26 protein-coding genes are annotated in these 23365 nt (G+C 60.8%); 19 read left to right on the forward strand and 7 right to left on the reverse strand.

Annotated features, from left to right (window positions below; all coding sequences use genetic code 11):
* Positions 1–146 precede the first annotated feature (146 nt).
* The 3 genes from arsC to NAV33_RS08780 are packed head-to-tail and all read left to right on the forward strand — an operon-like array spanning position 147 to position 1505.
* Complete coding sequence (arsC, locus tag NAV33_RS08770; protein WP_255978982.1) at positions 147–500, forward strand: arsenate reductase (glutaredoxin); 354 nt, start codon at positions 147–149, stop codon at positions 498–500.
* Positions 497–1102: an NAD(P)H:quinone oxidoreductase gene (wrbA, locus tag NAV33_RS08775; protein ID WP_255978984.1), complete on the forward strand. Its 606-nt coding sequence runs from the start codon at positions 497–499 to the stop codon at positions 1100–1102. Before arsC ends, wrbA begins: the two co-directional genes overlap by 4 nt.
* The gene (locus NAV33_RS08780) at positions 1095–1505 is read left to right on the forward strand and encodes a DUF2069 domain-containing protein (RefSeq protein WP_255978986.1); all 411 of its coding nucleotides are present in this window, start codon (positions 1095–1097) and stop codon (positions 1503–1505) included. The genes wrbA and NAV33_RS08780 overlap by 8 nt, the downstream gene beginning before the upstream one ends.
* Positions 1506–1762: 257 nt before the next feature.
* On the opposite strand, the gene hda is transcribed toward NAV33_RS08780, so the two are convergent.
* From hda to NAV33_RS08795, 3 genes are all read right to left on the reverse strand, one after another.
* The gene (gene hda / locus NAV33_RS08785; protein WP_255978988.1) at positions 1763–2467 is read right to left on the reverse strand and encodes a DnaA regulatory inactivator Hda; all 705 of its coding nucleotides are present in this window, start codon (positions 2465–2467) and stop codon (positions 1763–1765) included.
* Positions 2464–3561, reverse strand: a complete 1098-nt coding sequence (locus tag NAV33_RS08790) for an AI-2E family transporter (protein ID WP_255978989.1) — start codon at positions 3559–3561, stop codon at positions 2464–2466. The genes hda and NAV33_RS08790 overlap by 4 nt, the downstream gene beginning before the upstream one ends.
* 130 nt (positions 3562–3691) lie before the next feature.
* Complete coding sequence (locus NAV33_RS08795) at positions 3692–4747, reverse strand: DUF2066 domain-containing protein (RefSeq protein WP_255978990.1); 1056 nt, start codon at positions 4745–4747, stop codon at positions 3692–3694.
* A gap of 323 nt (positions 4748–5070) precedes the next feature.
* Here NAV33_RS08795 and purM point away from each other — a divergent pair, with 323 nt between their 5' ends.
* From purM to dapC, 5 genes are read left to right on the forward strand one after another with little or no spacing between them, the layout of a single operon-like run.
* Positions 5071–6129 carry a phosphoribosylformylglycinamidine cyclo-ligase gene (purM, locus tag NAV33_RS08800; RefSeq protein WP_255978992.1) on the forward strand — a complete coding sequence of 353 codons (1059 nt, stop codon included), beginning with the start codon at positions 5071–5073 and terminating at the stop codon, positions 6127–6129.
* Entirely contained in the window at positions 6129–6776 is a 648-nt protein-coding gene (gene purN / locus NAV33_RS08805; protein ID WP_255978994.1) for a phosphoribosylglycinamide formyltransferase, read from the forward strand. The genes purM and purN overlap by 1 nt, the downstream gene beginning before the upstream one ends.
* A gap of 8 nt (positions 6777–6784) precedes the next feature.
* Entirely contained in the window at positions 6785–7495 is a 711-nt protein-coding gene (locus NAV33_RS08810) for a DUF3108 domain-containing protein (protein ID WP_255978996.1), read from the forward strand.
* Positions 7496–7548: 53 nt separating this feature from the next.
* On the forward strand, positions 7549–8214 hold the full coding sequence (locus NAV33_RS08815; RefSeq protein WP_255978998.1) for a COG3650 family protein: 666 nt from the start codon (positions 7549–7551) through the stop codon (positions 8212–8214).
* 51 nt (positions 8215–8265) lie between these two features.
* Positions 8266–9462 carry a succinyldiaminopimelate transaminase gene (gene dapC / locus NAV33_RS08820; protein WP_255979000.1) on the forward strand — a complete coding sequence of 399 codons (1197 nt, stop codon included), beginning with the start codon at positions 8266–8268 and terminating at the stop codon, positions 9460–9462.
* A 38-nt stretch (positions 9463–9500) separates the two neighbouring features.
* Here dapC and NAV33_RS08825 read toward each other — a convergent pair whose 3' ends face one another.
* Together NAV33_RS08825 and NAV33_RS08830 are read right to left on the reverse strand one after the other, a co-directional pair.
* A complete protein-coding gene (locus NAV33_RS08825; RefSeq protein WP_255979002.1) occupies positions 9501–9647 on the reverse strand; it encodes a hypothetical protein in 147 nt (48 codons plus the stop codon).
* A gap of 11 nt (positions 9648–9658) precedes the next feature.
* Positions 9659–9904 carry a hypothetical protein gene (locus NAV33_RS08830; RefSeq protein WP_255979004.1) on the reverse strand — a complete coding sequence of 82 codons (246 nt, stop codon included), beginning with the start codon at positions 9902–9904 and terminating at the stop codon, positions 9659–9661.
* A gap of 141 nt (positions 9905–10045) precedes the next feature.
* On the opposite strand from NAV33_RS08830, the gene NAV33_RS08835 reads away from it, so the two are divergent.
* The 5 genes from NAV33_RS08835 to NAV33_RS08855 all read left to right on the forward strand — a co-directional run bounded on the left by NAV33_RS08835 (position 10046) and on the right by NAV33_RS08855 (position 13658).
* Positions 10046–10381, forward strand: a complete 336-nt coding sequence (locus NAV33_RS08835) for a thioredoxin family protein (RefSeq protein ID WP_255979006.1) — start codon at positions 10046–10048, stop codon at positions 10379–10381.
* A 116-nt stretch (positions 10382–10497) separates the two neighbouring features.
* Positions 10498–10869, forward strand: a complete 372-nt coding sequence (locus tag NAV33_RS08840) for an ArsC family reductase (RefSeq protein ID WP_255979008.1) — start codon at positions 10498–10500, stop codon at positions 10867–10869.
* A gap of 43 nt (positions 10870–10912) precedes the next feature.
* Entirely contained in the window at positions 10913–11947 is a 1035-nt protein-coding gene (dapD, locus tag NAV33_RS08845) for a 2,3,4,5-tetrahydropyridine-2,6-dicarboxylate N-succinyltransferase (RefSeq protein ID WP_255979010.1), read from the forward strand.
* A 95-nt stretch (positions 11948–12042) separates the two neighbouring features.
* Positions 12043–13248 carry an aminotransferase class V-fold PLP-dependent enzyme gene (locus NAV33_RS08850; protein WP_255979012.1) on the forward strand — a complete coding sequence of 402 codons (1206 nt, stop codon included), beginning with the start codon at positions 12043–12045 and terminating at the stop codon, positions 13246–13248.
* A complete protein-coding gene (locus NAV33_RS08855) occupies positions 13245–13658 on the forward strand; it encodes a SufE family protein (protein WP_255979014.1) in 414 nt (137 codons plus the stop codon). The genes NAV33_RS08850 and NAV33_RS08855 overlap by 4 nt, the downstream gene beginning before the upstream one ends.
* A gap of 57 nt (positions 13659–13715) precedes the next feature.
* Here NAV33_RS08855 and tcdA read toward each other — a convergent pair whose 3' ends face one another.
* A complete protein-coding gene (gene tcdA / locus NAV33_RS08860; RefSeq protein ID WP_255979016.1) occupies positions 13716–14522 on the reverse strand; it encodes a tRNA cyclic N6-threonylcarbamoyladenosine(37) synthase TcdA in 807 nt (268 codons plus the stop codon).
* 158 nt (positions 14523–14680) lie between these two features.
* Here tcdA and dapE point away from each other — a divergent pair, with 158 nt between their 5' ends.
* Genes dapE through NAV33_RS08875 form a run of 3 tightly spaced genes read left to right on the forward strand, consistent with a single transcriptional unit; the run spans position 14681 to position 17023 of the window.
* Entirely contained in the window at positions 14681–15826 is a 1146-nt protein-coding gene (gene dapE, locus NAV33_RS08865) for a succinyl-diaminopimelate desuccinylase (protein ID WP_255979018.1), read from the forward strand.
* Positions 15820–16629, forward strand: a complete 810-nt coding sequence (locus NAV33_RS08870; protein WP_255979020.1) for a putative RNA methyltransferase — start codon at positions 15820–15822, stop codon at positions 16627–16629. The genes dapE and NAV33_RS08870 overlap by 7 nt, the downstream gene beginning before the upstream one ends.
* Positions 16630–16651: 22 nt before the next feature.
* On the forward strand, positions 16652–17023 hold the full coding sequence (locus NAV33_RS08875; protein WP_255979022.1) for a hypothetical protein: 372 nt from the start codon (positions 16652–16654) through the stop codon (positions 17021–17023).
* 77 nt (positions 17024–17100) lie between these two features.
* On the opposite strand, the gene NAV33_RS08880 is transcribed toward NAV33_RS08875, so the two are convergent.
* Positions 17101–17310, reverse strand: a complete 210-nt coding sequence (locus NAV33_RS08880) for a cold-shock protein (RefSeq protein WP_014852307.1) — start codon at positions 17308–17310, stop codon at positions 17101–17103.
* A gap of 883 nt (positions 17311–18193) precedes the next feature.
* Here NAV33_RS08880 and plsB point away from each other — a divergent pair.
* The 3 genes from plsB (at position 18194) to NAV33_RS08895 (ending at position 23351) form a co-directional block, all read left to right on the forward strand.
* Positions 18194–20677 carry a glycerol-3-phosphate 1-O-acyltransferase PlsB gene (plsB, locus tag NAV33_RS08885; RefSeq protein WP_255979026.1) on the forward strand — a complete coding sequence of 828 codons (2484 nt, stop codon included), beginning with the start codon at positions 18194–18196 and terminating at the stop codon, positions 20675–20677.
* Between the two features lie 170 nt (positions 20678–20847).
* On the forward strand, positions 20848–22482 hold the full coding sequence (locus NAV33_RS08890; RefSeq protein ID WP_255979028.1) for a choice-of-anchor Q domain-containing protein: 1635 nt from the start codon (positions 20848–20850) through the stop codon (positions 22480–22482).
* A gap of 182 nt (positions 22483–22664) precedes the next feature.
* The gene (locus NAV33_RS08895; RefSeq protein ID WP_255979030.1) at positions 22665–23351 is read left to right on the forward strand and encodes a DUF4197 domain-containing protein; all 687 of its coding nucleotides are present in this window, start codon (positions 22665–22667) and stop codon (positions 23349–23351) included.
* Positions 23352–23365 lie beyond the last annotated feature (14 nt).

Consider the following 23365-nt stretch of genomic DNA (forward strand, 5'->3'; position numbering starts at 1 on the left):
AATCACTTTTGCCGGCTACTCGCTGATTCGGCAGGCTTGCGCAATCGAAGCCTACCTGCTGCTGACAGCCGCTCGCGACCAGCGTTTCAGGCCTCGCTGTATTGAAGGTTAGAATGGCCACCTACACTGGCGCGAAGCAACCACAAATGACCGAATTGACCCTTTATCACAATCCACGCTGCTCGAAATCACGCAGCGCCCTGGAGCTGCTCGAAGCGCGCGGGCTCAAGCCCACCGTTGTTCGTTATCTGGAAACACCGCCTTCAGCTGTCGAGCTCAAAAAAATCCTGGCCCGCCTGGGCATCAGCCCGCGGCAGTTGCTGCGTAGCGGTGAGGACGAATACAAGACTCTCAATCTGGCCGACCCAGCCGTCACCGACGCAACCATCATCGATGCGATGGTCGCTCACCCACGGCTAATCGAGCGGCCAATCTTGGTCGTCGGCGATGTGGCGATAATAGGTCGGCCACCAGAGAAGGTGCTGGAGATACTGCCATGAGCGCTCCGTACATCCTGGTGCTGTATTACAGCCGCCACGGCGCCACTGCAGAAATGGCTCGGCAGATCGCCCGTGGTGTCGAGCAGGCCGGTTACGAAGCGCGGCTACGTACCGTCCCGGCAATCTCTACGGAATGCGAAGCCGTAGCACCGGCGATTCCGGAGCAAGGTGCGATCTATGCGACGCTCGACGACTTGAAGAACTGCTCCGGCCTAGCGCTTGGCAGCCCGACCCGCTTCGGCAACATGGCCGCTCCGCTGAAGTACTTCCTCGACGGCACCAGCGGCCTCTGGCTGACCGGAGAGTTGGTGGGCAAGCCCGCCGGCGTATTTACCTCGACAGCAAGCTTACACGGCGGCCAGGAAACCACACTGTTGTCCATGCTGTTGCCTCTGTTGCACCACGGTATGCTGGTACTCGGCCTGCCATACAGTGAGAACGCATTGCTGGAAACCCGAGGCGGCGGTACCCCCTACGGTCCCAGCCATCACGCTGGCGCAGACGGTAAGCGTCTACTGGACGAACACGAGATAAACCTCTGCCGCGCATTGGGCCTACGCCTCGCGCAAACCGCCAAGCGCTTGGAGAATGCCCGTGGCTAGAAAGCCCAAACCGTTACCGTCGCTGGAATGGCTGACACCACGTGTGAAGTTCAGCCGAGCGGTCAGTCTGGCTAGCTTCATCGGCCTGGCCGCCCTGCTGGCCATTTGGAACCTGGCGTTCGCCGATTTGCACGGTGCACGCACCTGGGTGGTGATCAGCATCCAGCTGATTCCGCTTTTGTTAGTCGCTCCAGGAATGATTTCCGGCAGTCCGCGCGCCCACGCCTGGACCTGCTTCATCGTTAATCTGTACTTCATCCAGGGCGTGCTCGCCGCAATCAACCCGACTCGGATGATTTACGGCTGGCTGGAAGCGATCATCAGCCTGACGCTGTTTATCAGCGCCCTGCTCTACACCCGCTGGGCTTATCAATACGAACGCAAAGCAATGGGTGAGAGCTGACGCAGCCAAGGAGCGCAGCAAGGCTTAGCACTGAGTTCCAGAGGCTTGGATTCGAGGAAACCGCCCCGAGCGAACGGAACCGCCTCCTCAGGTATTGGTGGGCTAAAGCCCACCCTACAAAGGTCCCTCAACACACCACCTTCAGAGTGGACTGAAGCGGAGCGCCGCCCGGCCCACCCTACAAAGCCCTTCACCATTCCGTAGGGTGGGCTTCAGCCCACCGGCTCAGCGTTCGGTTGCGCTCGGCAACCGGATCGCTACCAGCCGAGGGTTTCCTTGAGAAAGGGAATGGTCAGCTTACGCTGCGCCTGTAGCGACGCCTGGTCGAGCCTGTCGAGCAATTCGAACAGCGCGCTCATGCTGCGCGCGCCACGCGTGAGAATGAAGCGACCAACGTCATCCGGCAGGCTCAGGCCGCGTCGCGAAGCGCGAAGCTGAAGCGCACGCAGCTTGTCTTCGTCGGACAGTTCCTGTAGTTGAAAAACCAGCGAAAGGCTCAAGCGCGATTTGAGATCCGGCAACTGCACCGCAATCTCTCGCGGCGAAGCACCGGCGGCGAGCAATAGACGCCGACCACTGTCACGCAGCCGGTTGAACAAATGGAAAAGCGCCTCTTCCCACACCTGATCGCCCGCCACCGCATCCAGATCGTCCAGGCACACCAGCTCACTCTGTTCCAGGTTGTCCAGCAGCGCCGGCCCATATTCGGCGATCTCGGAGAGCGGCAGATATACCGCCAGTTCACCTCGCTGCTCGACCCGCAAACAGGCGGCTTGCAACAGGTGGCTGCGTCCGACGCCGGTATTGCCCCAGAGATAGATCAGCTCGTCTGCCCAACCAGCATCAGGCGAACATACGCGCTCGACATAGCCCAGCGCGGCAGCGTTGGCACCCGGATAGTAATTGGCGAAGGTGGCATCGTCGCGAAGACGAATGCCCAAGGGGAGCTGAACGGGTTTCATGTTTGGCTGGATGATTCGTCCACGACGATCGGGGATTCTGCGTAAAGGTCGGAGAGTTTATAGAGATCATGCACGTGACGCAGCAGAACCATGATCACGGCCGCTACCGGTAATGCCAGCAATACGCCGGTAAAACCGAACAATTGCCCACCCGCCAGCACCGCAAAAATCACCGCGACCGGATGCAGACCGATCCGATCGCCCACCAATAGCGGAGTCAGCAGCATACCCTCTAGCATCTGACCGACAGTGAACACGGCAGCGACGCCCAGCAATGGATAGAGCTCCAGGCCAAACTGAAACAGCACTGCGATAATCGCCGCAGCGATACCGACCACGAATCCCATGTAAGGCACGATGCTGGCGAGACCAGCCAACACCCCAATCAACAATCCCAGCTCGACGCCGACCAGCATCAGGCCGACGGAATAGACCACCGCCAGCGCCAGCATTACCAATAGCTGTCCGCGCAGAAACGCACCGATGACTTCATGACACTCGCGCATCAACGCCATGACGGTCTCCTCGCGCCGCCGCGGCAACAGCGCCCGCAACTTGGTCATGATCAGATCCCAATCGCGTAGTAGATAGAAGCAAACCACCGGAACCAGCAGCAGATTGGCCAGCCAGGCCAGCAAGGCGATGCTCGACGCCGTCGCCTGGCTGAGGATCACCGCTACCACATCCTTGGTGCTGCCGAGATTGGCGGAAAAAGCGCTCTTGAGCTGATCGAAGCGCCAAAAATCCTCGTCGAGACCAAACTGCATCTGCATCCAGGGCAGCGCAGTCATCTGCAGCCAGTCGATTCCCTGAGGCGCCAACTGATAAAGATGCATCAATTGCTTGCCAAGCATCGGCACCAGCACCAGTAGTAGCAACAGGCACAGCAGGATGAATAGCGCGAAAACCACAATCACGCCCCAGGTCCGGGAGAGTTTCCAGCGTTCCAGCCGATCAACCAGTGGATCGCCCAGGTAGGCCAGCAGGATGCCCACTAAAAATGGCGAAAGGATTGGCGAGAGCTGATAGATCAACCAGCCGAGCAGCAATAACGCCGCCAGCCATAGCCAGCGGTTGGTATGAGTGATGGTCATGTTCAAGACGCCTTGCTCCAGGATGATTCGCAGGCTGTAGGACGGCTGCAGGCGAAAGGGATAAGTTGAGCGCTGCGAGGTTCAAATTCAGTGCGCCGTGCACACTGGGCAAGCGCCCCCGGCTTCACCGTTACCAGCGGTAGCGCAATACCTTGCCCTTATCCGCCTGCGGTGGCTGTTCGGCAGCAGGTTGACCCGGCTGCTCAAGCGGTGCCGCAGCATCAAGCGGCTGCGCCTCGTTTTCATCGGCAGGCACCTCCTGCAGGCGTGCCAGTGCCAGCTGCGCGCGGAGTTGCTCGGGACTGGCATTGAGGCGATACACCAGCCGATCGCTTTCGACACGCTGCAGACGCGCGCCGAAAGGTTCGAGCAGGCGATCCAGCTCAGCAAACCGCTCGATATCGGCGCCCAACACCTCAAGCGTAATCTCCGATGTCTCACCAGGCGCGACGCGGTATTGCGGGGCGAGGAATTTGCTGACAGCCAGCATCACGGCATCGGCCAACGCCGCCCGGCTGTCGCCGCTCGCCTTGCCTTTCGTTTGCAGGTCGCCGAGCCAGAGCTGCCAGCTTGCTTCCCAGGTTTCACCAGATTGCCTGGCTACCACGGCCAACAACCCATCTGCATCGTAACGTTCGGACACCTCGCGGAGCGCCTGCGGATCCTTGGCCGCGACCGTCTCGGCAGTGGCCGCGAGCTGCTCGCTTAGATCGGCGAGCGGCAGACGCAACGGCAAACCCCGATGTTGGGCAGCCGCTTGCAAATCGACGGAACCTTCTTGGGCATCACCGACGAGCTGCGAGCCGTTAGGCGACTCTCCCAGCCACCAGGTCAGAATGCTCGGACGGTCCGCACCCCACAGTGACAGACCGGCGGATCGCAGAACGCGCTCGGTAGTGATCGGATCAAAATTCACCACCACTGCATTGTCTTCGTAAGAGTACCGACCTATCAGCTGTTGCGGATCCTTACGCAATTGCGCAACGGCCGCCTGATCCGTCTCGGCGTTACCCGTCAGGCGCAGTACCAGCGTGTCGAAGGCCTTGCGCAATGCCTCTTCACGCTCTGCCGGCTGCTGGCTGGTAACCGGTTCACGTACCTGATACAGATCGCTGAGAGGTGCAGCCATGCCTGGGACGGCAACGATCGCGCAGCAGAGAGCCAAAAAGTGGGGAATAAGACGCATGAAAGTACTCGCTGGCTGGCCAGTCATGGGAAGCCTTCCGGTCGCGCGGTGACGACCGGGTTGGGCCATGGTGAATCAAGCGTTATACCTTAAACAGGCGTCTGAATCGGGGCAACCGCCACACATGTGAGTTGAGCGGCGAAATCAAAGTCCACGTAGTTTTTTGCAAGCATGCCCAGCGAGATCGCGCGGGATGGCCGCTCTGCGGCAAGCCTGATAAAATCTCGCGCTTTCCAGACCGGTCCGGCGTCCTAGCCGCGTCGAGACAACAGCCTCGTTCCGACCCGGTCGCCCCGCACTCTCCTCACAGGTCCGGATTTTCTATGAGCAAGCAACCTTCCATCAGCTACAAGGACGCCGGTGTCGACATCGATGCAGGCGAAGCGTTGGTCGAACGCATCAAGGGCGTAGCCAAACGCACCGCACGTCCTGAAGTTATGGGCGGCCTGGGCGGCTTCGGCGCGCTCTGCGAAATCCCTGCTGGTTACAAACAGCCTGTATTGGTCTCCGGCACCGACGGCGTCGGCACCAAGCTGCGCCTGGCGCTGAATTTGAACCAGCATGACAGCATCGGCCAGGACCTCGTCGCCATGTGCGTCAACGATCTGGTCGTTTGCGGTGCCGAGCCGCTGTTCTTCCTCGATTACTACGCCACCGGCAAACTCAATGTCGACATCGCCGCCACTGTGGTCACCGGCATTGGCGCCGGCTGCGAACTGGCCGGCTGCTCGCTGGTCGGTGGCGAGACCGCCGAAATGCCCGGCATGTATGAGGGCGAAGATTACGATCTCGCCGGTTTCTGCGTCGGCGTGGTGGAAAAGAGCGAAATCATCGATGGCTCAAAGGTTACCGCTGGCGATGCACTGATCGCGCTGCCCTCCTCCGGCCCGCATTCCAATGGCTATTCGCTGATCCGCAAGATCATCGAAGTCGCCGGTGCCGATATTGACAACATCCAGCTCGACGGCAAGCCGCTCACCGAACTGCTGATGGCGCCGACGCGTATCTACGTCAAGCCGCTGCTCAAATTGATCAAGGACACTGGCGCGGTCAAGGCCATGGCACACATCACCGGCGGCGGCCTGCTGGACAACATCCCGCGTGTGCTCCCCGAAGGTAGCCAGGCTGTCCTTGACGCTGCCAGCTGGCAACGTCCAGCCGTATTCGACTGGCTGCAACAGCAAGGCAACGTCGATGAGCACGAGATGCACCGTGTACTCAACTGTGGCGTCGGGATGGTCATCTGCGTCGCGCAGGACCAGGTCGAGGCGGTTCTCGCAAACCTGCGCAGCTCCGGCGAGACGCCCTGGATCATCGGCGAAATCGCATCGGCTGGCGAGGGCGCCGAACGCGTCTTGCTGAACAACCTGAAAAGCCACTGATGAGCGCACCCTGCAATGTCGTGGTACTGATCTCAGGGTCCGGTAGCAACCTGCAGGCCTTGATCGACAGCCTCGGCGAAGACAACCCGGCGCGTATCTGCGCGGTGATCTCGAATCGCCCCGAAGCGCTGGGTCTGCAGCGCGCCCAAGCAGCCGGCATTGCCACCCACGTTGTACGGCACAAGGATTTCACCGACCGTGAGGCCTTCGATGCGGCGCTGATGGAAATCATCGACACGCACGAGCCGCAACTGGTGGTACTGGCCGGCTTCATGCGCATCCTTACATCGGGCTTCGTTCGCCATTACCAAAGCCGCCTGCTCAACATCCATCCGTCTCTTCTGCCGAAATACAAAGGGCTAGACACCCACCGTCGCGCCCTCGAAGCGGGTGACCGTGAGCACGGCTGCAGCGTACATTTCGTCACTGAAGAGCTCGATGGTGGCCCCGTTGCAATACAAGCCGCCTTCATCATCGAACCTGATGAAAGCATCGATGCGCTGACCGGCCGGGTTCATGCGGCCGAGCACATCATCTACCCGCTGGCTGTTCGCTGGTTTGCTGAAGGTCGCTTGCGCCTCGCCGAGCAAGGCGCGATGCTGGATGACATTCCATTGCCGGCTACCGGCCATCTGCTACGAATCTAGGAGAAATTATGCGCTGCGCCTTGCTGCTCGCTCTTGCCGTACTGGCCTTGCCGGTTCATGCCCTGGAGCTCAAGCCCTTCTCTGCCAGCTACACCGCTGACTGGAAACAGGTACCTGTCAGCGGCACCGCACAGCGCAGCCTGGAAAAACTCGGCGACGACACTTGGCGGCTGGATTTCGAAGCCTCCATGCTGGTTGCCAGTTTCAATGAGCGCAGCACCTTCAGCGTCGAAGGCGACACCTTCATGCCGCAGAGCTACCGTCTCAAGCGCAGCGGGCTTGGTAAAGGCAAGACGATCAAGCACGACTTCGACTGGGCCGCTAAACAGGTCGTGGGTGAAGATCGAGGCGACCCTGTCAAGCTGCCGCTCAACCGCGGCCTGCTGGACAAATCCACCTATCAGATCGCTCTGCAGGAAGCTGTGGCGGCTGGCGAGAAGAGCATGAGTTATCAGGTCGTCGACGGTGATGAGATCGAAACCTATGATTTCCGTGTGCTCGGCGAAGAGAAAGTCAGCACCAAAGCCGGCCAGGTCGATGCGATCAAGGTCGAGCGAGTGCGCGACCCGACGCAGAGCAAGCGCCAGACCATACTCTGGTTCGCCACCGACTGGGATTACCTGCTGGTGCGCCTGCATCAGATTGAAAAGGACGGCAAGGAGTATCAGATCATGCTCGAAGAGGGCACCGTCAACGGCAAAGCCGTTAAAGGTAATTGATCCCTGCGCCAGCTTGCTGGCGCAGACCGCCTGCCGTTACATCGAGTCCATCCATGACCTCTCCCCGTGCCCTGTTGCTTATCCTGCTACCGCTCTTTGCTGGTTGTCAGTCGCTGTCATGGAACGATGAGCCTCCGGCGCCGCCGACCGAGCGACTGCAGGGAGAAATCACACAGGCCGATGGCAAGCTACTGCTGCACACTTGCCAAGGCCGGCGAAGCCTGGAACTGCTCGATGCCGGCACGACAGGCTTGCCAGACGATGCGCAGGCGCTTCTGGCGGACGGTGGCCAGCCATTGTTCGCAGACGTACGCGGCAGTCTGATTTCGCGCCCTGACGGCACTGGCCAGTTGCAGCTGAGCCAAGTCTATCGATTGCAGGGCGAAGGACCGGGATGCAGCGCGCCCGATTTCAAACAACTGATGCTGCGGGCTGGCGGCCATGAGCCGGACTGGGATCTGCATGTCACCAGCCAGGGCATGCTGCTCGAACGCCTTGGCCAACCACCGTTGGCCGTTCCCTATCTCGAGGAGCAGCTACCCAGCGGCCAAACCAGTTTCAGCAGCGAAGCCAACAATCAGCGACTCAATCTATGGGTTGCCCCGCAACGCTGCGTTGACACCGCCACAGGCACGGTCAGCCACCTGACTGCCGAATTACGCCTTGACGACCAGACCCTGCGTGGCTGCGCCTATTACGGCGGCGCGCGCAACGACTGAACTTATCGAAGCGCGCTGCTGCGCGCCTACCGACGTTTCGAGATTCCAACGATGAATGACGCCCTGACTCTACTGCAGCCCTACCCGTTCGAGAAACTCCGCAACCTGCTCGCCGACGCGCAACCACCGACTGACAAGCGCCCTATTGCCCTTTCGATCGGCGAGCCGAAACATCGCTCGCCGGATTTCGTCGCTCAGGCGCTGGCCGAGAATCTCGACCAGCTGGCGGTGTATCCAACTACATTAGGCATCCCCGCACTGCGCGAATCGATTGCGCGCTGGTGTGAACGGCGCTTCGGCGTGGCTGAGGGCAAAATCGATCCTGCGCGGCACGTGCTTCCCGTCAACGGCACCCGCGAGGCACTCTTTGCCTTTACCCAGACCGTGGTCAATCGCGGACCGGATGCATTGGTGATCAGCCCCAACCCCTTCTACCAGATCTATGAAGGGGCGGCCCTGCTGGCCGGCGCGACGCCGCATTACCTACCGTGCACCGTCGAGAACGGTTTCAACCCAGACTTCGATGCCGTCTCGGCCCATATCTGGAAGCGCACGCAAATCCTCTTCCTCTGCTCACCTGGCAACCCCACCGGTGCCCTGGTACCGCTTGAAACTCTGAAGAAGTTGATCGCATTGGCCGACGAGCACGACTTCGTCATCGCCGCGGACGAGTGCTACAGCGAACTATATTTCGATGAAGACCAGCCGCCGGCGGGTCTGCTGACCGCATGTGCGGCGCTGGGTCGCAATGACTTCAAGCGCTGCGTGGTCTTCCACAGCCTGTCCAAACGTTCAAACCTGCCCGGACTACGCTCCGGATTCGTCGCGGGTGACGCGCAGATTCTCAAGGCCTTCCTGCTTTATCGCACCTATCACGGTTGTGCCATGCCGGTGCAGACACAACTGGCCAGCATTGCCGCATGGAACGACGAGGCGCACGTACAGGCCAATCGTCAGCTTTATCGGGAAAAGTTCGATGCAGTGTTGGACATTCTCGCTCCGGTAATGGATGTGCAACGTCCCGATGGGGGTTTCTACCTGTGGCCGAAGACGCCCGTTGACGACCAGCGCTTTACCCGCGAGCTCTTTGCGCGCGAACACGTGACCGTGGTACCGGGCTCCTACCTATCGCGCGAAGTCGACGGATTCAGCCCAGGGGCTGGCCGAGTTCGCATGGCGCTGGTCGCGCCGCTCGCGGAATGTGTCGAAGCAGCCAAGCGAATCCGCGATTTCATCGCCACACTGTAAAGCCCGGAGCCGGACGCCGCGGCGTCCGGCTCTGCAATTCATGCGACGCCCGGCGGGATCTTGTCCTTGCCATAATCCCGCAGTTTTTCCAGATTCTCTGGCTTCATGTGTTCGGGAATGTCCGCTGTGGTTGACTCATCACGCTTGTCATGCTCGTCTACGTCCGGCTTTTCTGGCTCGTTCATACTGCCCTCCGTCAGATCGCATTCTCTTCCCAGATCAGCTCACCCTCGTCACTGACCTCTCTCACCTTGGTCAGCGCCGCCTCGGCAGCGACGTCCGCCTCGGAGGCGAGATCGAAACGCCGGCCGTTGGCGACGTGAAAGACCTGAGCATCTTCATCCGTACCACGACGCTTCACGGCAATCACCGCCTCGAATGCATCATCGGCGGGAACCGCGGAGGAAATGGCCTCGTAGTTTTCGAAATGCTTGCGTGCCATACAGGACCCTCATCGTTGCGATTGTCATCAATGGACAACGCACGAAGGGAAAAAGGTCGAGCGAATTTCGAGACCCCCACAGCTGAACGAGAGCCGCTGACGCGACTCCCAATTTTATTAGCCATCACCGGGAGGCCAGCCATGCCCATGAATGAAACCTACACCGCCAGCGCGCCCTCACGCGCCGAGGTCGATGCCCTGGACGGCTTCACGCTAATCGAATTTGGCACCGCCTGGTGCGGCCATTGCCGCGTAGCGCAACCGTTACTAGCGGCGGCCATGACCGAGCGCGACATTCGCCACCTCAAAGTCGAAGATGGCCCAGGGCGAGCGCTGGGACGTTCTTTTCGCGTTAAGCTTTGGCCGACTTTGATACTGATGTACCAGGGAGAGGAGTTGGGCCGTGTTGTGCGCCCTACCAGTACCCGGGCCATCGAGGACTTGCTCAGTCATGCGGATAATCCTCGGGCTGGATAGACACCTGGCTCGCTCCGGCCTGATGCACAGACCAGTGCGGACCCGCCAGGCGGCAGGCTTCGTCTCATCGTGGCATAATCCGCGACCCAGTTTGGCCGTGGAGCGCAGAGCCCGTCATGCCTGATCAAAACAAAGGACTGTGTCTGTACGGCATCAAAGCCTGTGACACGATGAAAAAAGCCCGCACCTGGCTCGATGAGCAGGGGCTAAGCTACAACTTTCATGATTACAAGAGCGCCGGTATCGACCGCGCCCATTTGGAAGCCTGGTGCGAAGAACATGGCTGGCAGACCGTACTCAACCGTGCAGGCACCACCTTCCGCAAGCTGGACGACGCGCAGAAAGCCGACCTCGATCAGGTGAAAGCCATCGAGTTGATGCTGGCCCAACCGTCGATGATCAAGCGCCCAGTACTCGATCTGGGCAACAAGACGCTGATCGGCTTCAAGCCGGATATGTACGCTGCCGAGCTGGCAGCCAAGAACTGAGACCCGCTCACCGAGACGAGCGCGATTGATAAAAGGATTCCCTATGAGCACTACCCTATTCAGCCTGGCGTTCGGCGTCGGCACCCAGAACCGTCAGGGCAACTGGCTCGAAGTCTTCTACGCGCAGCCGCTGGTGCAGCCGGCCGGCGAACTGGTCGACGCCATCGCAGCGTTGCTCGACTACCAGGGCGGCAACCAGGCGATCACCATCAGCACCACCCAGGCCGCGCAGCTGGCCGATGCCGTCAAATCGATCGACGCTACTCAGCATGCTCTGCTCACGCGCCTCGCCGAAAGCCAGCGTCCACTGGTGGCCACGCTGCTCGCCGAAGACGCCGCGCTGACTTCCACGCCCGAGGCGTATCTCAAGCTTCACCTGATCTCACATCGTCTGGTCAAGCCGCACGGCTTGAACCTCGCCGGTATCTTCCCGCTGCTCCCCAACGTCGCCTGGACCAACCAAGGCGCGGTAGATCTGGCCGAGCTGGCCGAGCGCCAACTGGAAGCCCGCCTGAAGGGCTACCTGCTAGAGGTCGTCTCGGTCGACAAATTCCCGAAAATGACCGACTACGTGGTGCCGGCAGGCGTCCGCATCGCCGACAGCGCGCGTATCCGTCTTGGTGCTTACGTGGGTGAAGGCACCACGGTAATGCATGAAGGCTTCATCAACTTCAACGCCGGCACCGAAGGCCCAGGCATGATCGAAGGCCGCGTCTCGGCTGGCGTCTTTGTCGGCAAGGGCTCGGATCTCGGCGGCGGCTGCTCCACCATGGGCACCTTGTCCGGCGGCGGCAACATCGTCATCTCTGTCGGCGAAGGCTGCCTGATCGGTGCCAACGCCGGTATCGGCATCCCGCTGGGCGACCGCAACACCGTGGAGTCCGGGCTCTACATCACTGCTGGCACCAAGGTGAACCTGCTCGACGAACAAGGCGAGTTGGTCAAAGCGGTGAAGGCACGCGAGCTGGCCGGCCAGACCGACCTGCTGTTCCGCCGCAACTCGCTGACCGGTGCGGTCGAATGCAAGACCCACAAGTCCGCGATCGAGCTGAACGAGGCGCTGCACGCGCATAACTAAGCGCAGCGTCATGATGCAGGCGGGCTGACCAACCCCGTGACAGCCCGCCTGCATCGTTCTCTATCGGGCATCCCGTCCTGTTTTCAGGAGTCTCCATGTCGCTGATATCTCCCTGGCGTGCCGACTTCCCCGCCCTGGCTATCTTTGAAGCTCAGAGTCAGACCTACCTCGACAGCGCCGCCACCGCGCAAAAACCCCAGGCACTGATCGACGCCCTTACCGGGTACTACACCTGCGGCACCGCCAACGTCCATCGCGCCCAGCACCTGCCCGCCGAGCGAGCAACGCGTGAGTTCGAGGACGCGCGCATCAAGGTGGCGCGCTGGCTGAACGCGTCCTGCCCGACCGAGATCGTGTTCACGCGCGGTGCCACCGAGGCATTGAACCTGCTCGCCTATGGGCTTGAACACCTGATCGAAGCGGACGACGAGATTGTCATCAGCACGCTGGAGCATCACGCCAACCTGTTGCCGTGGCAGCAACTGGCGAAGCGTCGAAATGCAAAATTGCTGGTTTTGCCATTGGATGATCGCGGCGCAATTGACGTGGAAGCTGCCGCCAGGCTCATCGGCCCACGAACTCGCCTGCTCGCTGTCAGCCAGCTATCCAATGTCCTCGGCGTCTGGCAGCCGCTTGCCGAATTGTTGCCGCTGGCCAAGGCCCAAGGTGCGCTGACGGTGGTGGACGGCGCTCAAGGCGTAGTGCACGGCCGGCACGACATGCAGGCACTGGCTTGTGACTTCTATGTACTGTCCAGCCACAAGTTGTACGGCCCGGAAGGCGTCGGCGCACTCTATGGTCGCGGCGAGTCGCTGCTCGAACTGCGCCACTGGCAATTCGGGGGCGAGATGGTGCGCGTCGCTGACTTTCAAACCGCCGATTTCCATGCCGCCCCACTGGGATTCGAGGCCGGCACGCCGCCTATCGGTGGGGTGATTGGGCTTGGCGCCACGCTAGATTACCTATCGAAACTGGATGCCGCCGCGGTAACTGGTCATGAACAAGCGCTGCATATGAAACTGCTGGCAGGCCTGGCAGTACGCGACGGTGTGCTCTTGCTCGGTGATCCGCAGGTGGCGCTGGCCAGCTTTACCGTTGACGGTGTTCATCATGGTGATCTCGCTCATTTGCTCACCGAGCAAGGCATCGCCGTACGCAGCGGGACTCACTGCGCGCAGCCACTGATGAAGACCCTTGGCGTTGACGGTGCGATTCGCGTGTCGCTCGGGTTGTACAACGACGGTGTCGATCTGGAGCGTTTTTTCAGTGCATTAGACCAGGCGTTGGAGATGCTGAGATGAGCCATCTGCCGGATGCAGCGAGTGAAGCGTTGCAAAGCTTCCAGCAAGCCGGCGGCTGGGAACAGCGTGCACGATTGCTGATGCAGTGGGGCGATCGCCTCGAGCCGCTGGGCGACGACGAGCGCAACGACCGCAATCTGGTCGCCGGTTGCGACAGCAAGCTCTGGCTGGTCGGCGAGCAGCACGACGACCGCTGCCGCTTTCGCGGTACCAGCGAGGCTCGCCTGTTGCGCGGGCTGCTTGCGGTGTTGCTGGTGCGCGTCAACGGCCTGCAAACGGAAGAGCTGCGGCGGCTGGATGTGGCGGACTGGTTCGGTCAGCTCGGGCTGGCTCGGCAACTTTCACCGTCCCGCGCCAACGGCATGAATGCGGTGCTGCAGCGAATGCGCGAACTGGCATTGGCCGAGTGATCGAATTCAGCATTGTCGATGGGCTACGCCGCCTCGATCCCTAACCAGCCGAAACCATCAGCTCTGTGCGCGCTCTGCCGGCCGCCTGGCACCGGCAACCAGTTTGTCGATCGCGCGCGCCGCAGCCACCATGCCGAAACTGGCGGTGACCATCATCGCAGCGCCGAAGCCGCCGGCGCAGTCGAGCTTCACGCCTTCGCCAACGAAACTCTTGCTCTGGCATACGCCGCCATCGGGTTTGGGATAACGCAGCTGCTCGGTGGAAAACACGCAGGGCACGCTGTAGGTCCGTCCGGGCGTGCGAGAGAAGTTGTACTCGCGCCGCAACAACGAACGCACCTTCGCCGCCAGCGGATCGTTGAACGTCTTGTTCAGGTCAGCGACTTGGATCTGCGTCGGGTCTACCTGTCCACCCGCTCCTCCGGTGGCAATGATCTGGATCTTGCGGCGCTTGCACCAGGCAATCAGCGCGGCCTTGGCCGGCACACTGTCGATGCAGTCGATAACGCAATCCATCTGCTCGGTGATGTACTCGGCCATGGTCTCGCGCGTAACGAAGTCGGCAACCGCATGGACCACGCAGGCCGGGTTGATGGCGCGGATTCGCGACGCCATCTCGTCCACCTTAGGCTTGCCCACAGCCCCTTCCAACGCATGGATCTGCCGGTTGGTGTTGGTAATGCATACGTCGTCCAGATCGAACAGACTGATCTCGCCAACCCCGCTACGCGCCAGCGCCTCCGCGGCCCACGAACCGACCCCGCCGATGCCGACCACGGCGACATGCGCAGCCGCTAACCGCTCGAGCCCGGCAGAGCCGTACAGGCGGGCAATCCCACCGAACCGCTGATCGTCGATAGACATCCCGATACCCCAGAAAAACGTCCGCCGATTATAGGTCGTTCGAGGCTGTCGATCACTGCGCAGCGACCGTACCATGGAACCATCCGCCACCGGCACCACCGCGAGAATTGGCGTTTTGCTTTAATATGGCGCCCTTTCCCCGCCAGCCCGGAGCCGTGATGACCGCTGCCCTCACCCCTACTCTCGAACTCGCCTGCGAGTTGATCAATCGGCCATCGGTGACTCCTCTGGACGAGGGTTGCCAGCAGCTGATGATTGAGCGTCTCGCGGCTTGCGGTTTCGCCATCGAGCCGATGCATATCGAGGACGTCGAGAACTTCTGGGCGATACGCGGCAATGAGGGGCCAGTTCTTTGCTTCGCCGGTCATACCGACGTGGTTCCCACCGGCCCGCTGCAGGCTTGGCAGAACCCGCCCTTCGCGGCGCGCATCGATGAGCAGGGCATGCTCCACGGGCGCGGCGCAGCGGATATGAAGGGCAGTCTGGCCTCGATGATCGTCGCGGTGGAACGCTTCACCGCCGATCATCCCAACCACAAAGGTCAGATCGCATTTCTGATCACCAGTGACGAAGAAGGCCCAGCCCACCACGGCACCAAGGCTGTGGTCGAGCGTCTACGCGAGCGTAGCCAGCGACTGGACTGGTGCATCGTCGGTGAGCCGTCGAGCACCAAGTTGGTTGGTGACGTGGTCAAGAATGGTCGCCGCGGCTCGCTCGGCGGCACCCTGACGGTCCGAGGACAACAAGGTCACGTGGCGTACCCGCATCTGGCGAAGAATCCGATCCACCTCGCAGCACCAGCGCTGGCCGAGCTGGCCGCCGAGCATTGGGACGATGGCAACGCCTTCTTCCCGCCGACCAGCTTTCAAATCTCCAATCTCAATGCCGGCACCGGCGCCACCAATGTCATTCCCGGCACGCTGGAGGCGGTGTTCAACTTCCGCTTCTCCACAGAATCAACCGTCGAGGGGCTGCAACAGCGCACCGCGGCGATTCTCGACAAGCATGGGCTGGACTGGAGCGTCGACTGGGCGCTGTCCGGCCTGCCTTTCCTTACCGAGCCAGGTGATCTACTCGATGCCGTCGCTGCAGGTATCCGCAGCGTGACCGGTCGCGAAACGACGCCTTCCACCAGCGGCGGCACCTCTGATGGCCGCTTCATCGCCACGCTTGGAACCCAAGTGGTCGAGCTTGGCCCGGTCAACGCAACGATTCATCAAGTGGACGAACATATTCTGGCCAGCGATCTCGACCTGCTGACCGAGATCTACTACCAGACGCTGGTCAATCTGCTCGCATGCTGATCTGTCCTATTTGCCGCGGTGATCTGAACGCGGTCGACAATGGCGTCGCCTGCCCGGCCAATCACCGTTTCGATCGTGCCCGTCAGGGTTATCTCAATCTGCTGCCGGTGCAGCACAAGAATAGCCGCGCCCCCGGCGACAACCAGGCGATGGTCGAGGCGCGCAGACGCTTTCTCGATGGTGGGCACTATGCGCCGCTGGCCGCACGGTTGGCGCAGTTGGCGGCCGAACGTGCGCCGAATCGCTGGCTAGATATAGGCTGTGGCGAAGGCTATTACACCGCGCAGATCGCCCAGGCGCTGCCCAACGCGGACGGCTATGCGCTGGACATTTCCCGCGAGGCGGTCAAGCGCGCCTGCAAGCGTGCGCCGCAGCTTGAATGGCTGGTGGCGAGCATGGCCCGCGTACCGCTGGCCGACGCTAGCTGTGACCTGCTCGCCAGCGTGTTCAGCCCGCTGGACTGGAACGAAGCCCGGCGCCTGCTCGCACCCGGCGGCGGTCTGCTGCGCATGGGGCCGACCCGCGACCATCTGTGGGAACTGCGTGGCCTGCTGTATGACGAAGTACGTGACTACGATGACGAAAAACACCTGTCGTTGATCCCCGAAGGCATGCACCTCGCCCATAGCGAGACCCTGTCGTTCGAGCTGCAATTGGATCGCGCCCAGGCCCGTGCCGACCTGCTGGCCATGACTCCGCATGGCTGGCGAGCCAGCGCGGAGCGCCGTGCGGCGGTGATCGACGCGCCACTGCGCGTGCGGGTTGCGATACGCTACGACTGGATTCAGCGTGACCAGCACTAAACCACACACAAGGCAGCCGCCCATGCGCCAACCAGACATCGAGATCTACCTCAGGGACGCCAGCCAGGACGCCGTCACCGATTGGCTGACCAAGACGGTTGGCCCCTGCTCACCCTGGCAACCAAAGGGCCAGACGTTCAAATGCAAATCCGGTGAGATTCCGGTGACCTGGCTGCCCAAGGCCGTCGGCAAATGGCACAGTCTGCTGCTGGAAAGCGACGCCACGCCTTGGGAAGACGACATCGCTTGCGCCCGCTCCGCGTATCAGGCGCTGAAGGTAGAAATCCGCTGCGCCCCAGGTGGCTGGCAGGAAGAAGAGTCCGTGGAAGTTGCCGACCGCTGGATGAGCGTGAGCGAGCGCGGCGAAGAGGAAATTGTCTGGCGGACCGATTGAGATTAGATCTAGCGCATAACGTCGGCACATGAAAAAGCCCGTCAATCGACGGGCTTTTTCATTGTCGCGGTTGGCTGTCAGAGCCCCGCCACATCCTCGGCCTGCAGGCCTTTCTGGCCCTGGGTTACCGAGAATTCCACCTGCTGACCTTCGGCCAGAGAGCGGTGGCCTTCGCCACGAATAGCCTGATAGTGAACAAACACATCCGCACCACTACCACGCTGGATGAATCCATAACCCTTGGCATCGTTGAACCATTTAACGGTTCCGGTCTCGCGCTCAGCCATCCTACTTCTCCAACTCGATTCTTATTATTCCCCGTTCGGGGATGAACGATCGGGCCCGACCCACTGAGTCCGCCTGCCTCGAGCAATATACCGAAGCAGGCATGACAAACGCGTTTCAAACCGCTCGCCGGCCGAGTATAGAACAGGAACAATTCTCGTCTGCGAGTTTTTTCCGGGCGTTGAAGCCAATGCCGACCGCGATGGTGCCTGGCGGTGCAGATGCGCTCGGCTTGTACTAGCCTCAAGCCGGCCCGTACATAGCGAGTCCGCACATGCCAGTGGCTGAACTTAAACGTCTGGCTGCCATGAACCGATCGTTGATTCTTCCCTTTCTGGTCGCTGCTCTAGCAGGCGCTGCTATCTGGGCATTGTCTCCCTTGGTCACCGGCCACGCTGAGCCATGGGATGCAAGCGGCATTTACTACACTGCGGCCCTGGTTTTGTCTGGGTTGCTGTCAGGTCTTCTCGCCGCGAGGTCGCTCTGGGTGCTTTACGCTGGCAATATCTTCGGCCAGGTCGTTTACCTACTTCTGTTCTTACCATTTAGCCCACTGATAGTCGTTGGCCTCGTATTCCTGTTGTCATGGTCGCTGTTATTTCCTGGCGGTGCTTATATTGGCTCTTGCGTTCGAGGTCGTTTTGGCCGTCGCCCAAGCGCGGACTGACAATTCTCGTAGGTTGGATAACGCGCAGCTAATCCACCAACAGGCACGAACATTTCTCCTCACAACGCTAGCGCATCATCGCTTCGGTGGAAAATTTGGTGGTTTTTCCCAAACGTGGATTTACTCATCCGAACGCTAGGCGTTTTGCCCGTCACCTTCGCTTGCGGCACACTTGCCGCCTTCGAGGGCGTTGACCCTTTCATAGTCGAATCTGCCGTATGACCCGTTCTCCGCTCCGCCGTCTGATCTTCTCCATCGTGCGCCGTTTGCTGTATGTCTGGGTGCGCTCGGAGACCATCAACCAATCCGCCTTTACGCTCAAGCTGGACCGCAGCAAGCCGGTGTTTTACGTGCTGCAACGCGCGTCGCTGAGCGATCTGGCGGTGCTCGATCATGAATGCAGCAAGGCCGGGCTGCCGCGTCCGGTGGCTGATGTGGCGGTGGGGAATCACGTCGAACCGGCGGCCTTTATTTTTCTCAGCCCTGCCGCCAGCTGGTTTGGTCGGCGCACACCGATGGAGCCGCCTGCGCCATTGGTGCGGTTGATTGGGGCGCTGGAACAAAACGCGGTGGACAACGCACAGATCATTCCGGTGAGCGTCTTCTGGGGGCGCTCGCCGGACCGCGAGACCAGCGCCTGGAAGCTGCTGTTCGCCGATAGCTGGGCCGTCACCGGGCGGCTGCGCAAGCTGCTCAGCATCGTCATGCTCGGGCGCCAGACCCGAGTGCAGTTTTCCGCGCCTATCCAGCTCAACGAGCTAGTGGCGCAGAGCAAGGGCCACGAGCGCACCCTGCGCATGGCCCATCGAATGCTGCGGGTGCATTTCCGTAACCAGAAAACGGCGGTGATCGGTCCCGACCTGTCGCACCGCCGCAACCTGGTGAAGGGGCTGGTCCATGCGCCTCAGGTACGCCAGGCAATCAAAGACGAAGCCGAGCGCGAGAATATCCCGCTGGAGAAGGCAGAGGCCCGCGCGCTGCGCTATGGCAACGAGATCGCCTCGGATTACGCCTACACTGCCGTGCGCTTTATCGAGGTGGTGCTGTCTTGGTTCTGGAACAAAATCTACGACGGCATCCGCGTCAATCATCTGGAGCCGCTCCAAGAAGCGGTACAGGGTTACGAGGTCATTTATGTACCCTGCCACCGCAGCCATATCGACTACCTGCTGCTTTCCTATTTGCTCTTTCGCAACGGCCTGACGCCGCCGCACATCGCCGCCGGGATCAATCTCAACATGCCGGTGATCGGCAGCCTGCTGCGCCGTGGCGGCGCCTTCTTCATGCGCCGCACGTTCAAGGGCAACCCGCTCTATACCTCCGTTTTCAACGAATATTTGCACACCCTGTTCAGCCGTGGCTTCCCGGTGGAGTACTTCGTCGAGGGCGGGCGCTCGCGCACGGGACGCATGCTGCAGCCGAAGACCGGCATGCTCGCCATCACCCTGCGCAGCTACCTGCGCTCCTCGCGGCTACCGATTCTCTTCGTGCCGGTGTACATCGGTTACGAGCGAGTGCTGGAAGGCCGCACCTACCTTGGTGAGCTGCGTGGCGCGGCGAAGAAAAAAGAGTCGATCTTCGACATCTTCAAGGTCTTCGGCGCACTGAAACAGCGCTTCGGTCAGGTCTGGGTGAATTTTGGCGAGCCGCTGAAGCTCAACGAATTTCTCGAAAAGGAGCAACCCGGCTGGCGTCAGCAGAACCTGGCGCCGAACTTCCGTCCGGAGTGGCTTAACGAGACCACCAATCGGCTCTCGGAACGCATCGCCCAGCGGCTCAACGAAGCGGCGGCCGTCAACCCGGTAAACCTGGTCGCACTGGCGATGCTGTCGACCAGTCGGCAAGCGCTGGACAGACGTTCGCTTGCGCGCATCCTCGATGTTTATCAGAACCTGTTGCGCGCGGTGCCCTACTCGCCTCATACCACTCTGCCCGAAGGCGATGGCGAAACGCTGATCAGCTATGTGAAAGATCTCAACCTGCTCGCCGAGCAGAAGGATGCGCTGGGCAACATTCTTTATCTGGACGAGCAGAACGCCGTTCTGATGACCTACTACCGCAACAACGTGATGCACATCTTCGCCTTGCCGGCGCTGCTGGCGAGCTTCTTCCAAAGCAGTTCACGGATCAGCCGCGAGCAGATCCTGCGCTTCACCGAGGCGCTGTATCCGTATCTGCGCGCCGAGCTGTTCATTCGCTGGGAGCCGGAGGAGCTGGAAGCGGTGATTGATCAATGGTTAGCGGCCTTCGTCGAACAGGGTTTGCTAAAGCTCGATGGCGAGACCTATGTCCGGCCGGCGCCCAGCTCGCGTCAGTTCGTGCTGCTGACGCTGCTGGCGCGAGTCATCGTGCAGACGTTGCAACGCTTCTATATGGCGATTTCGCTGCTGCTCAACAGTGGGCAGCAAAGCCTTGACGCCGAAGAACTGGAAACCCTTTGCACGGTGATGGCCCAGCGCCTATCGATCCTGCATGGGATCAACGCACCGGAGTTCTTCGACAAGAGCCTGTTCCGTCATTTCATCAAGACGCTCTTGGATCAAGACGTGCTGCGCGAGGACGCAGCCGGCAAGCTCGGCTACCACGACAAGCTCGGCGAGCTGGCCGAAGGCGTCGCCAAGCGCGTACTGCCGGCCGAGATTCGTCTGTCGATCCGCCAGGTCGCATTGGAGCGCCACGATGAGGAACAGCTAACGGACTAATCCGGTCACGGGCGCTCAAACATGGGGGTCCGACAGCGGTGCTATCAGCGAAAACCACGCTAACGACGCTTAGGCTTAATGCCAAATCGTTCGTTCACCGACAAGCACGACGCCCATAATCAGCAGGCAACCCAACGAAATCCTTCGGACGTCTACCGAAAGGGGCCTGTATGACACGCACCAGTGTTATCGCCTTGTCTCTAATTGTTGGTCTAGGTGGTTGTGCAACACCTAGCCTGACCAATCTCACACCCTCCTCCGTTAGCCGTTCGCCGGTGCCGCTCTATCCGTTGCGGGCGCAGGTCGATGGTCGCGTCAACCGCATCGCCCAAGTCAACGCGGTCATTCACGGCATTCCCTGGGCGATGATGGCTTTGCCAAGCGATCAGCATGCGGTGGGGTATTTTGCCGATACGTGCGAAACAAACATCCCCTACCACTTCAGCGTCGGTTACCAACGGCGCAATCTGCTCGGTTCCGGCTACTCCAGCACCGTGCGGGAGAAGCGCTTCCCGGAGGCCGGGGGTTACATGATGAATGTTGTAGGCGAACCGCCGCCGGACGATTGCGCGGCATCCATCGGCCTGACCTTGCGTGTGGACAGTACGACCGACGAGGTGGATGTCGAGCCTGGCGATGGTAACTGCCGATCCATTTCCAATCGCTGCACGCTGAGGGCGGCGGTGATGGAAAGCAACGTGCACCAGGGCCACGATCTGATAGAGGTGCCGTCAGGGCACTACGCGCTTTCGTTGGCCGGTAGCGAAACCGTCGATGTGGCAAACGATGCGATTGGCGACCTGGATATCACTGATGGACTGACGCTGATGGGGCTCGGGCGCGCCATGAGGAATGAGGACCTTCAGGTTGTGATAGACGGTGGCGACATCGATCGGATTTTCGATATCTATACCGCCGCGCCGCGGGCCGTGACCCTCACCTATTTGCGTCTGGAAAATGGTCGTCCAAAGAACAGCGGCGGCGGCGCGATATGGAATCGCGGCAACCTGCGCATGGACCGGATGCTGTTGCGTGGAAACACCATCGATCACGAGCTGGAATCCTCATGTGCAGCCTTTCCAAGCCGACGCCTGTGCAACCGTGGCGCGGGCCTGTTCAACGAAGGGCAAGCACTGATTGCACGCTCAACCATCGAACAGAACTCGACCGGCTACGAGTCCGGGCACGCCGGTGGCATTTCCAATATGGGCCCGACGGCGCAGCTGTATGTACGCGACAGCCTGATCACCGGAAATGACGCGCGTTTCTGGGGCGGGCTGCTGAACTACCAGGGCACCGTAGACATTCTGAACTCCACATTCGTCGACAATCGCAGCACCACCGGCGGCGTTCGAGCCGCTGAGATCGGTAATGTCGACGGCACCGTATCGATCCGCAACACGACCTTCAGCAATCATTCGCAGCTGTTCAGCCATACGGGTACCGGCGAGTTCCGCCTGGCCAACAGCCTGGTCGAAATACGCGCCTTCAACGATCTGCCGTTCTGTAGCGGTACGTTGACCAGCGGCAGCTTCAATGCCATCGGCGGCTCCAGCGGGTCCTATGATTTTTTCAGTGGCTGCGGCTTCGTCCCCTCCACCGCGGATAAAACCGAGATACGCCTGTATCTCGGCTCACTGCAGAACAACGGCGGTCCCACCCGAACCATCGCGTTGCGCGAGCCGCTCGAAGACAGCCCCTACTTCGACCCCATCGACATGGGCGGCGTGCTCTGCCCGGACACCGATCAACGCGGCAGGCCACGTGACGATCGCAATTGCGACCCGGGGGCGTTCGAGTTCTAACCGCCATCGCCAGCTGATTTCAGGTGAGCTGTCCTGCATTGACGGCTTGCGCAGGGTGGCTGGCTCGGCTGTGTTGCGCCCTTGCGTCACTGAAACGACCGATGCAAGCTGCCAATATCTAGCGCGTCGTTCCTGCGTTTAAGCGCCTTGCCTGCCCGCTGCATCATCCCAGAGGATTTCACATGTTCCGCATCGCTACTCTCATCGCCGGTCTGATGCTGTCTGCCAGCACATATGCCCTTTCGTTAGGCGACCTCAGCCAGGGCGACGCCAGCGCAGGGCTTAAGGATGCCCTCAGCCAGGGTGCCAAAGTTGCGGTACAGCAGCTCGGCAAGCCAGGCGGTTTCAGCAATGATCCGGACGTGCGCATCGAGCTGCCGGGCAATATCGGCAAAGCCTCTCGCATGCTGAAGATGATGGGCATGGGTGCTCAGGTCGAAGAGCTGGAAACCGGCATGAACAAAGCCGCCGAAGCCGCCGTACCACAAGCCCAGGAGCTACTGCTGGAGGCGGTACGCAAGATGACTGTCGCCGATGCCAAGGCGATTCTGGCCGGCGGCAACGATTCGGCGACTCAGTACCTGAACAAAACCAGCCGCGAGCAGATCCGCACCAAATTCCTCCCCATCATCAAGCAGGCCACCGATCAGGTCGGCGTTGCTCAGCAGTACAACGCGCTGGCCGGTAAGGCGTCTGGCCTCGGTGCGGTCGATTCCAAATACGGCACTATCGAAGGCTACGTGACCGAGCAGGCACTCGACGGACTGTTTACCATCGTCGCCGAGCAGGAAGCGAGCATTCGCCAGAACCCGGCGCAGGCGGCAACCAGCGTGGCGAAGAAGGTCTTCGGCGTACTGACGGGAAATTAATGGACGAACGAGTC

The sequence above is a fragment of the Stutzerimonas stutzeri genome (genome assembly GCF_024448715.1).
Taxonomy (GTDB): Bacteria; Pseudomonadota; Gammaproteobacteria; order Pseudomonadales; family Pseudomonadaceae; genus Stutzerimonas; species Stutzerimonas stutzeri_AR.

Bases quoted from the DNA above. Each gene is read 5' to 3' on its own strand.
- NAV33_RS08815 (WP_255978998.1), top strand. From the start codon at position 7,549: ATGACCTCTCCCCGTGCCCTGTTGCTTATCCTGCTACCGCTCTTTGCT.
- NAV33_RS08895 (WP_255979030.1), top strand. From the start codon at position 22,665: ATGTTCCGCATCGCTACTCTCATCGCCGGTCTGATGCTGTCTGCCAGC.
- NAV33_RS08850 (WP_255979012.1), top strand. From the start codon at position 12,043: ATGTCGCTGATATCTCCCTGGCGTGCCGACTTCCCCGCCCTGGCTATC.
- NAV33_RS08790 (WP_255978989.1), bottom strand. From the start codon at position 3,561: ATGACCATCACTCATACCAACCGCTGGCTATGGCTGGCGGCGTTATTG.
- NAV33_RS08810 (WP_255978996.1), top strand. From the start codon at position 6,785: ATGCGCTGCGCCTTGCTGCTCGCTCTTGCCGTACTGGCCTTGCCGGTT.
- NAV33_RS08840 (WP_255979008.1), top strand. From the start codon at position 10,498: ATGCCTGATCAAAACAAAGGACTGTGTCTGTACGGCATCAAAGCCTGT.
- plsB (WP_255979026.1), top strand. From the start codon at position 18,194: ATGACCCGTTCTCCGCTCCGCCGTCTGATCTTCTCCATCGTGCGCCGT.
- purN (WP_255978994.1), top strand. From the start codon at position 6,129: ATGAGCGCACCCTGCAATGTCGTGGTACTGATCTCAGGGTCCGGTAGC.
- hda (WP_255978988.1), bottom strand. From the start codon at position 2,467: ATGAAACCCGTTCAGCTCCCCTTGGGCATTCGTCTTCGCGACGATGCC.
- purM (WP_255978992.1), top strand. From the start codon at position 5,071: ATGAGCAAGCAACCTTCCATCAGCTACAAGGACGCCGGTGTCGACATC.
- NAV33_RS08875 (WP_255979022.1), top strand. From the start codon at position 16,652: ATGCGCCAACCAGACATCGAGATCTACCTCAGGGACGCCAGCCAGGAC.
- dapD (WP_255979010.1), top strand. From the start codon at position 10,913: ATGAGCACTACCCTATTCAGCCTGGCGTTCGGCGTCGGCACCCAGAAC.
- arsC (WP_255978982.1), top strand. From the start codon at position 147: ATGACCGAATTGACCCTTTATCACAATCCACGCTGCTCGAAATCACGC.
- NAV33_RS08835 (WP_255979006.1), top strand. From the start codon at position 10,046: ATGCCCATGAATGAAACCTACACCGCCAGCGCGCCCTCACGCGCCGAG.
- wrbA (WP_255978984.1), top strand. From the start codon at position 497: ATGAGCGCTCCGTACATCCTGGTGCTGTATTACAGCCGCCACGGCGCC.
- NAV33_RS08795 (WP_255978990.1), bottom strand. From the start codon at position 4,747: ATGCGTCTTATTCCCCACTTTTTGGCTCTCTGCTGCGCGATCGTTGCC.
- NAV33_RS08890 (WP_255979028.1), top strand. From the start codon at position 20,848: ATGACACGCACCAGTGTTATCGCCTTGTCTCTAATTGTTGGTCTAGGT.
- NAV33_RS08880 (WP_014852307.1), bottom strand. From the start codon at position 17,310: ATGGCTGAGCGCGAGACCGGAACCGTTAAATGGTTCAACGATGCCAAG.
- NAV33_RS08855 (WP_255979014.1), top strand. From the start codon at position 13,245: ATGAGCCATCTGCCGGATGCAGCGAGTGAAGCGTTGCAAAGCTTCCAG.
- NAV33_RS08825 (WP_255979002.1), bottom strand. From the start codon at position 9,647: ATGAACGAGCCAGAAAAGCCGGACGTAGACGAGCATGACAAGCGTGAT.
- NAV33_RS08830 (WP_255979004.1), bottom strand. From the start codon at position 9,904: ATGGCACGCAAGCATTTCGAAAACTACGAGGCCATTTCCTCCGCGGTT.
- dapE (WP_255979018.1), top strand. From the start codon at position 14,681: ATGACCGCTGCCCTCACCCCTACTCTCGAACTCGCCTGCGAGTTGATC.
- tcdA (WP_255979016.1), bottom strand. From the start codon at position 14,522: ATGTCTATCGACGATCAGCGGTTCGGTGGGATTGCCCGCCTGTACGGC.
- dapC (WP_255979000.1), top strand. From the start codon at position 8,266: ATGAATGACGCCCTGACTCTACTGCAGCCCTACCCGTTCGAGAAACTC.
- NAV33_RS08870 (WP_255979020.1), top strand. From the start codon at position 15,820: ATGCTGATCTGTCCTATTTGCCGCGGTGATCTGAACGCGGTCGACAAT.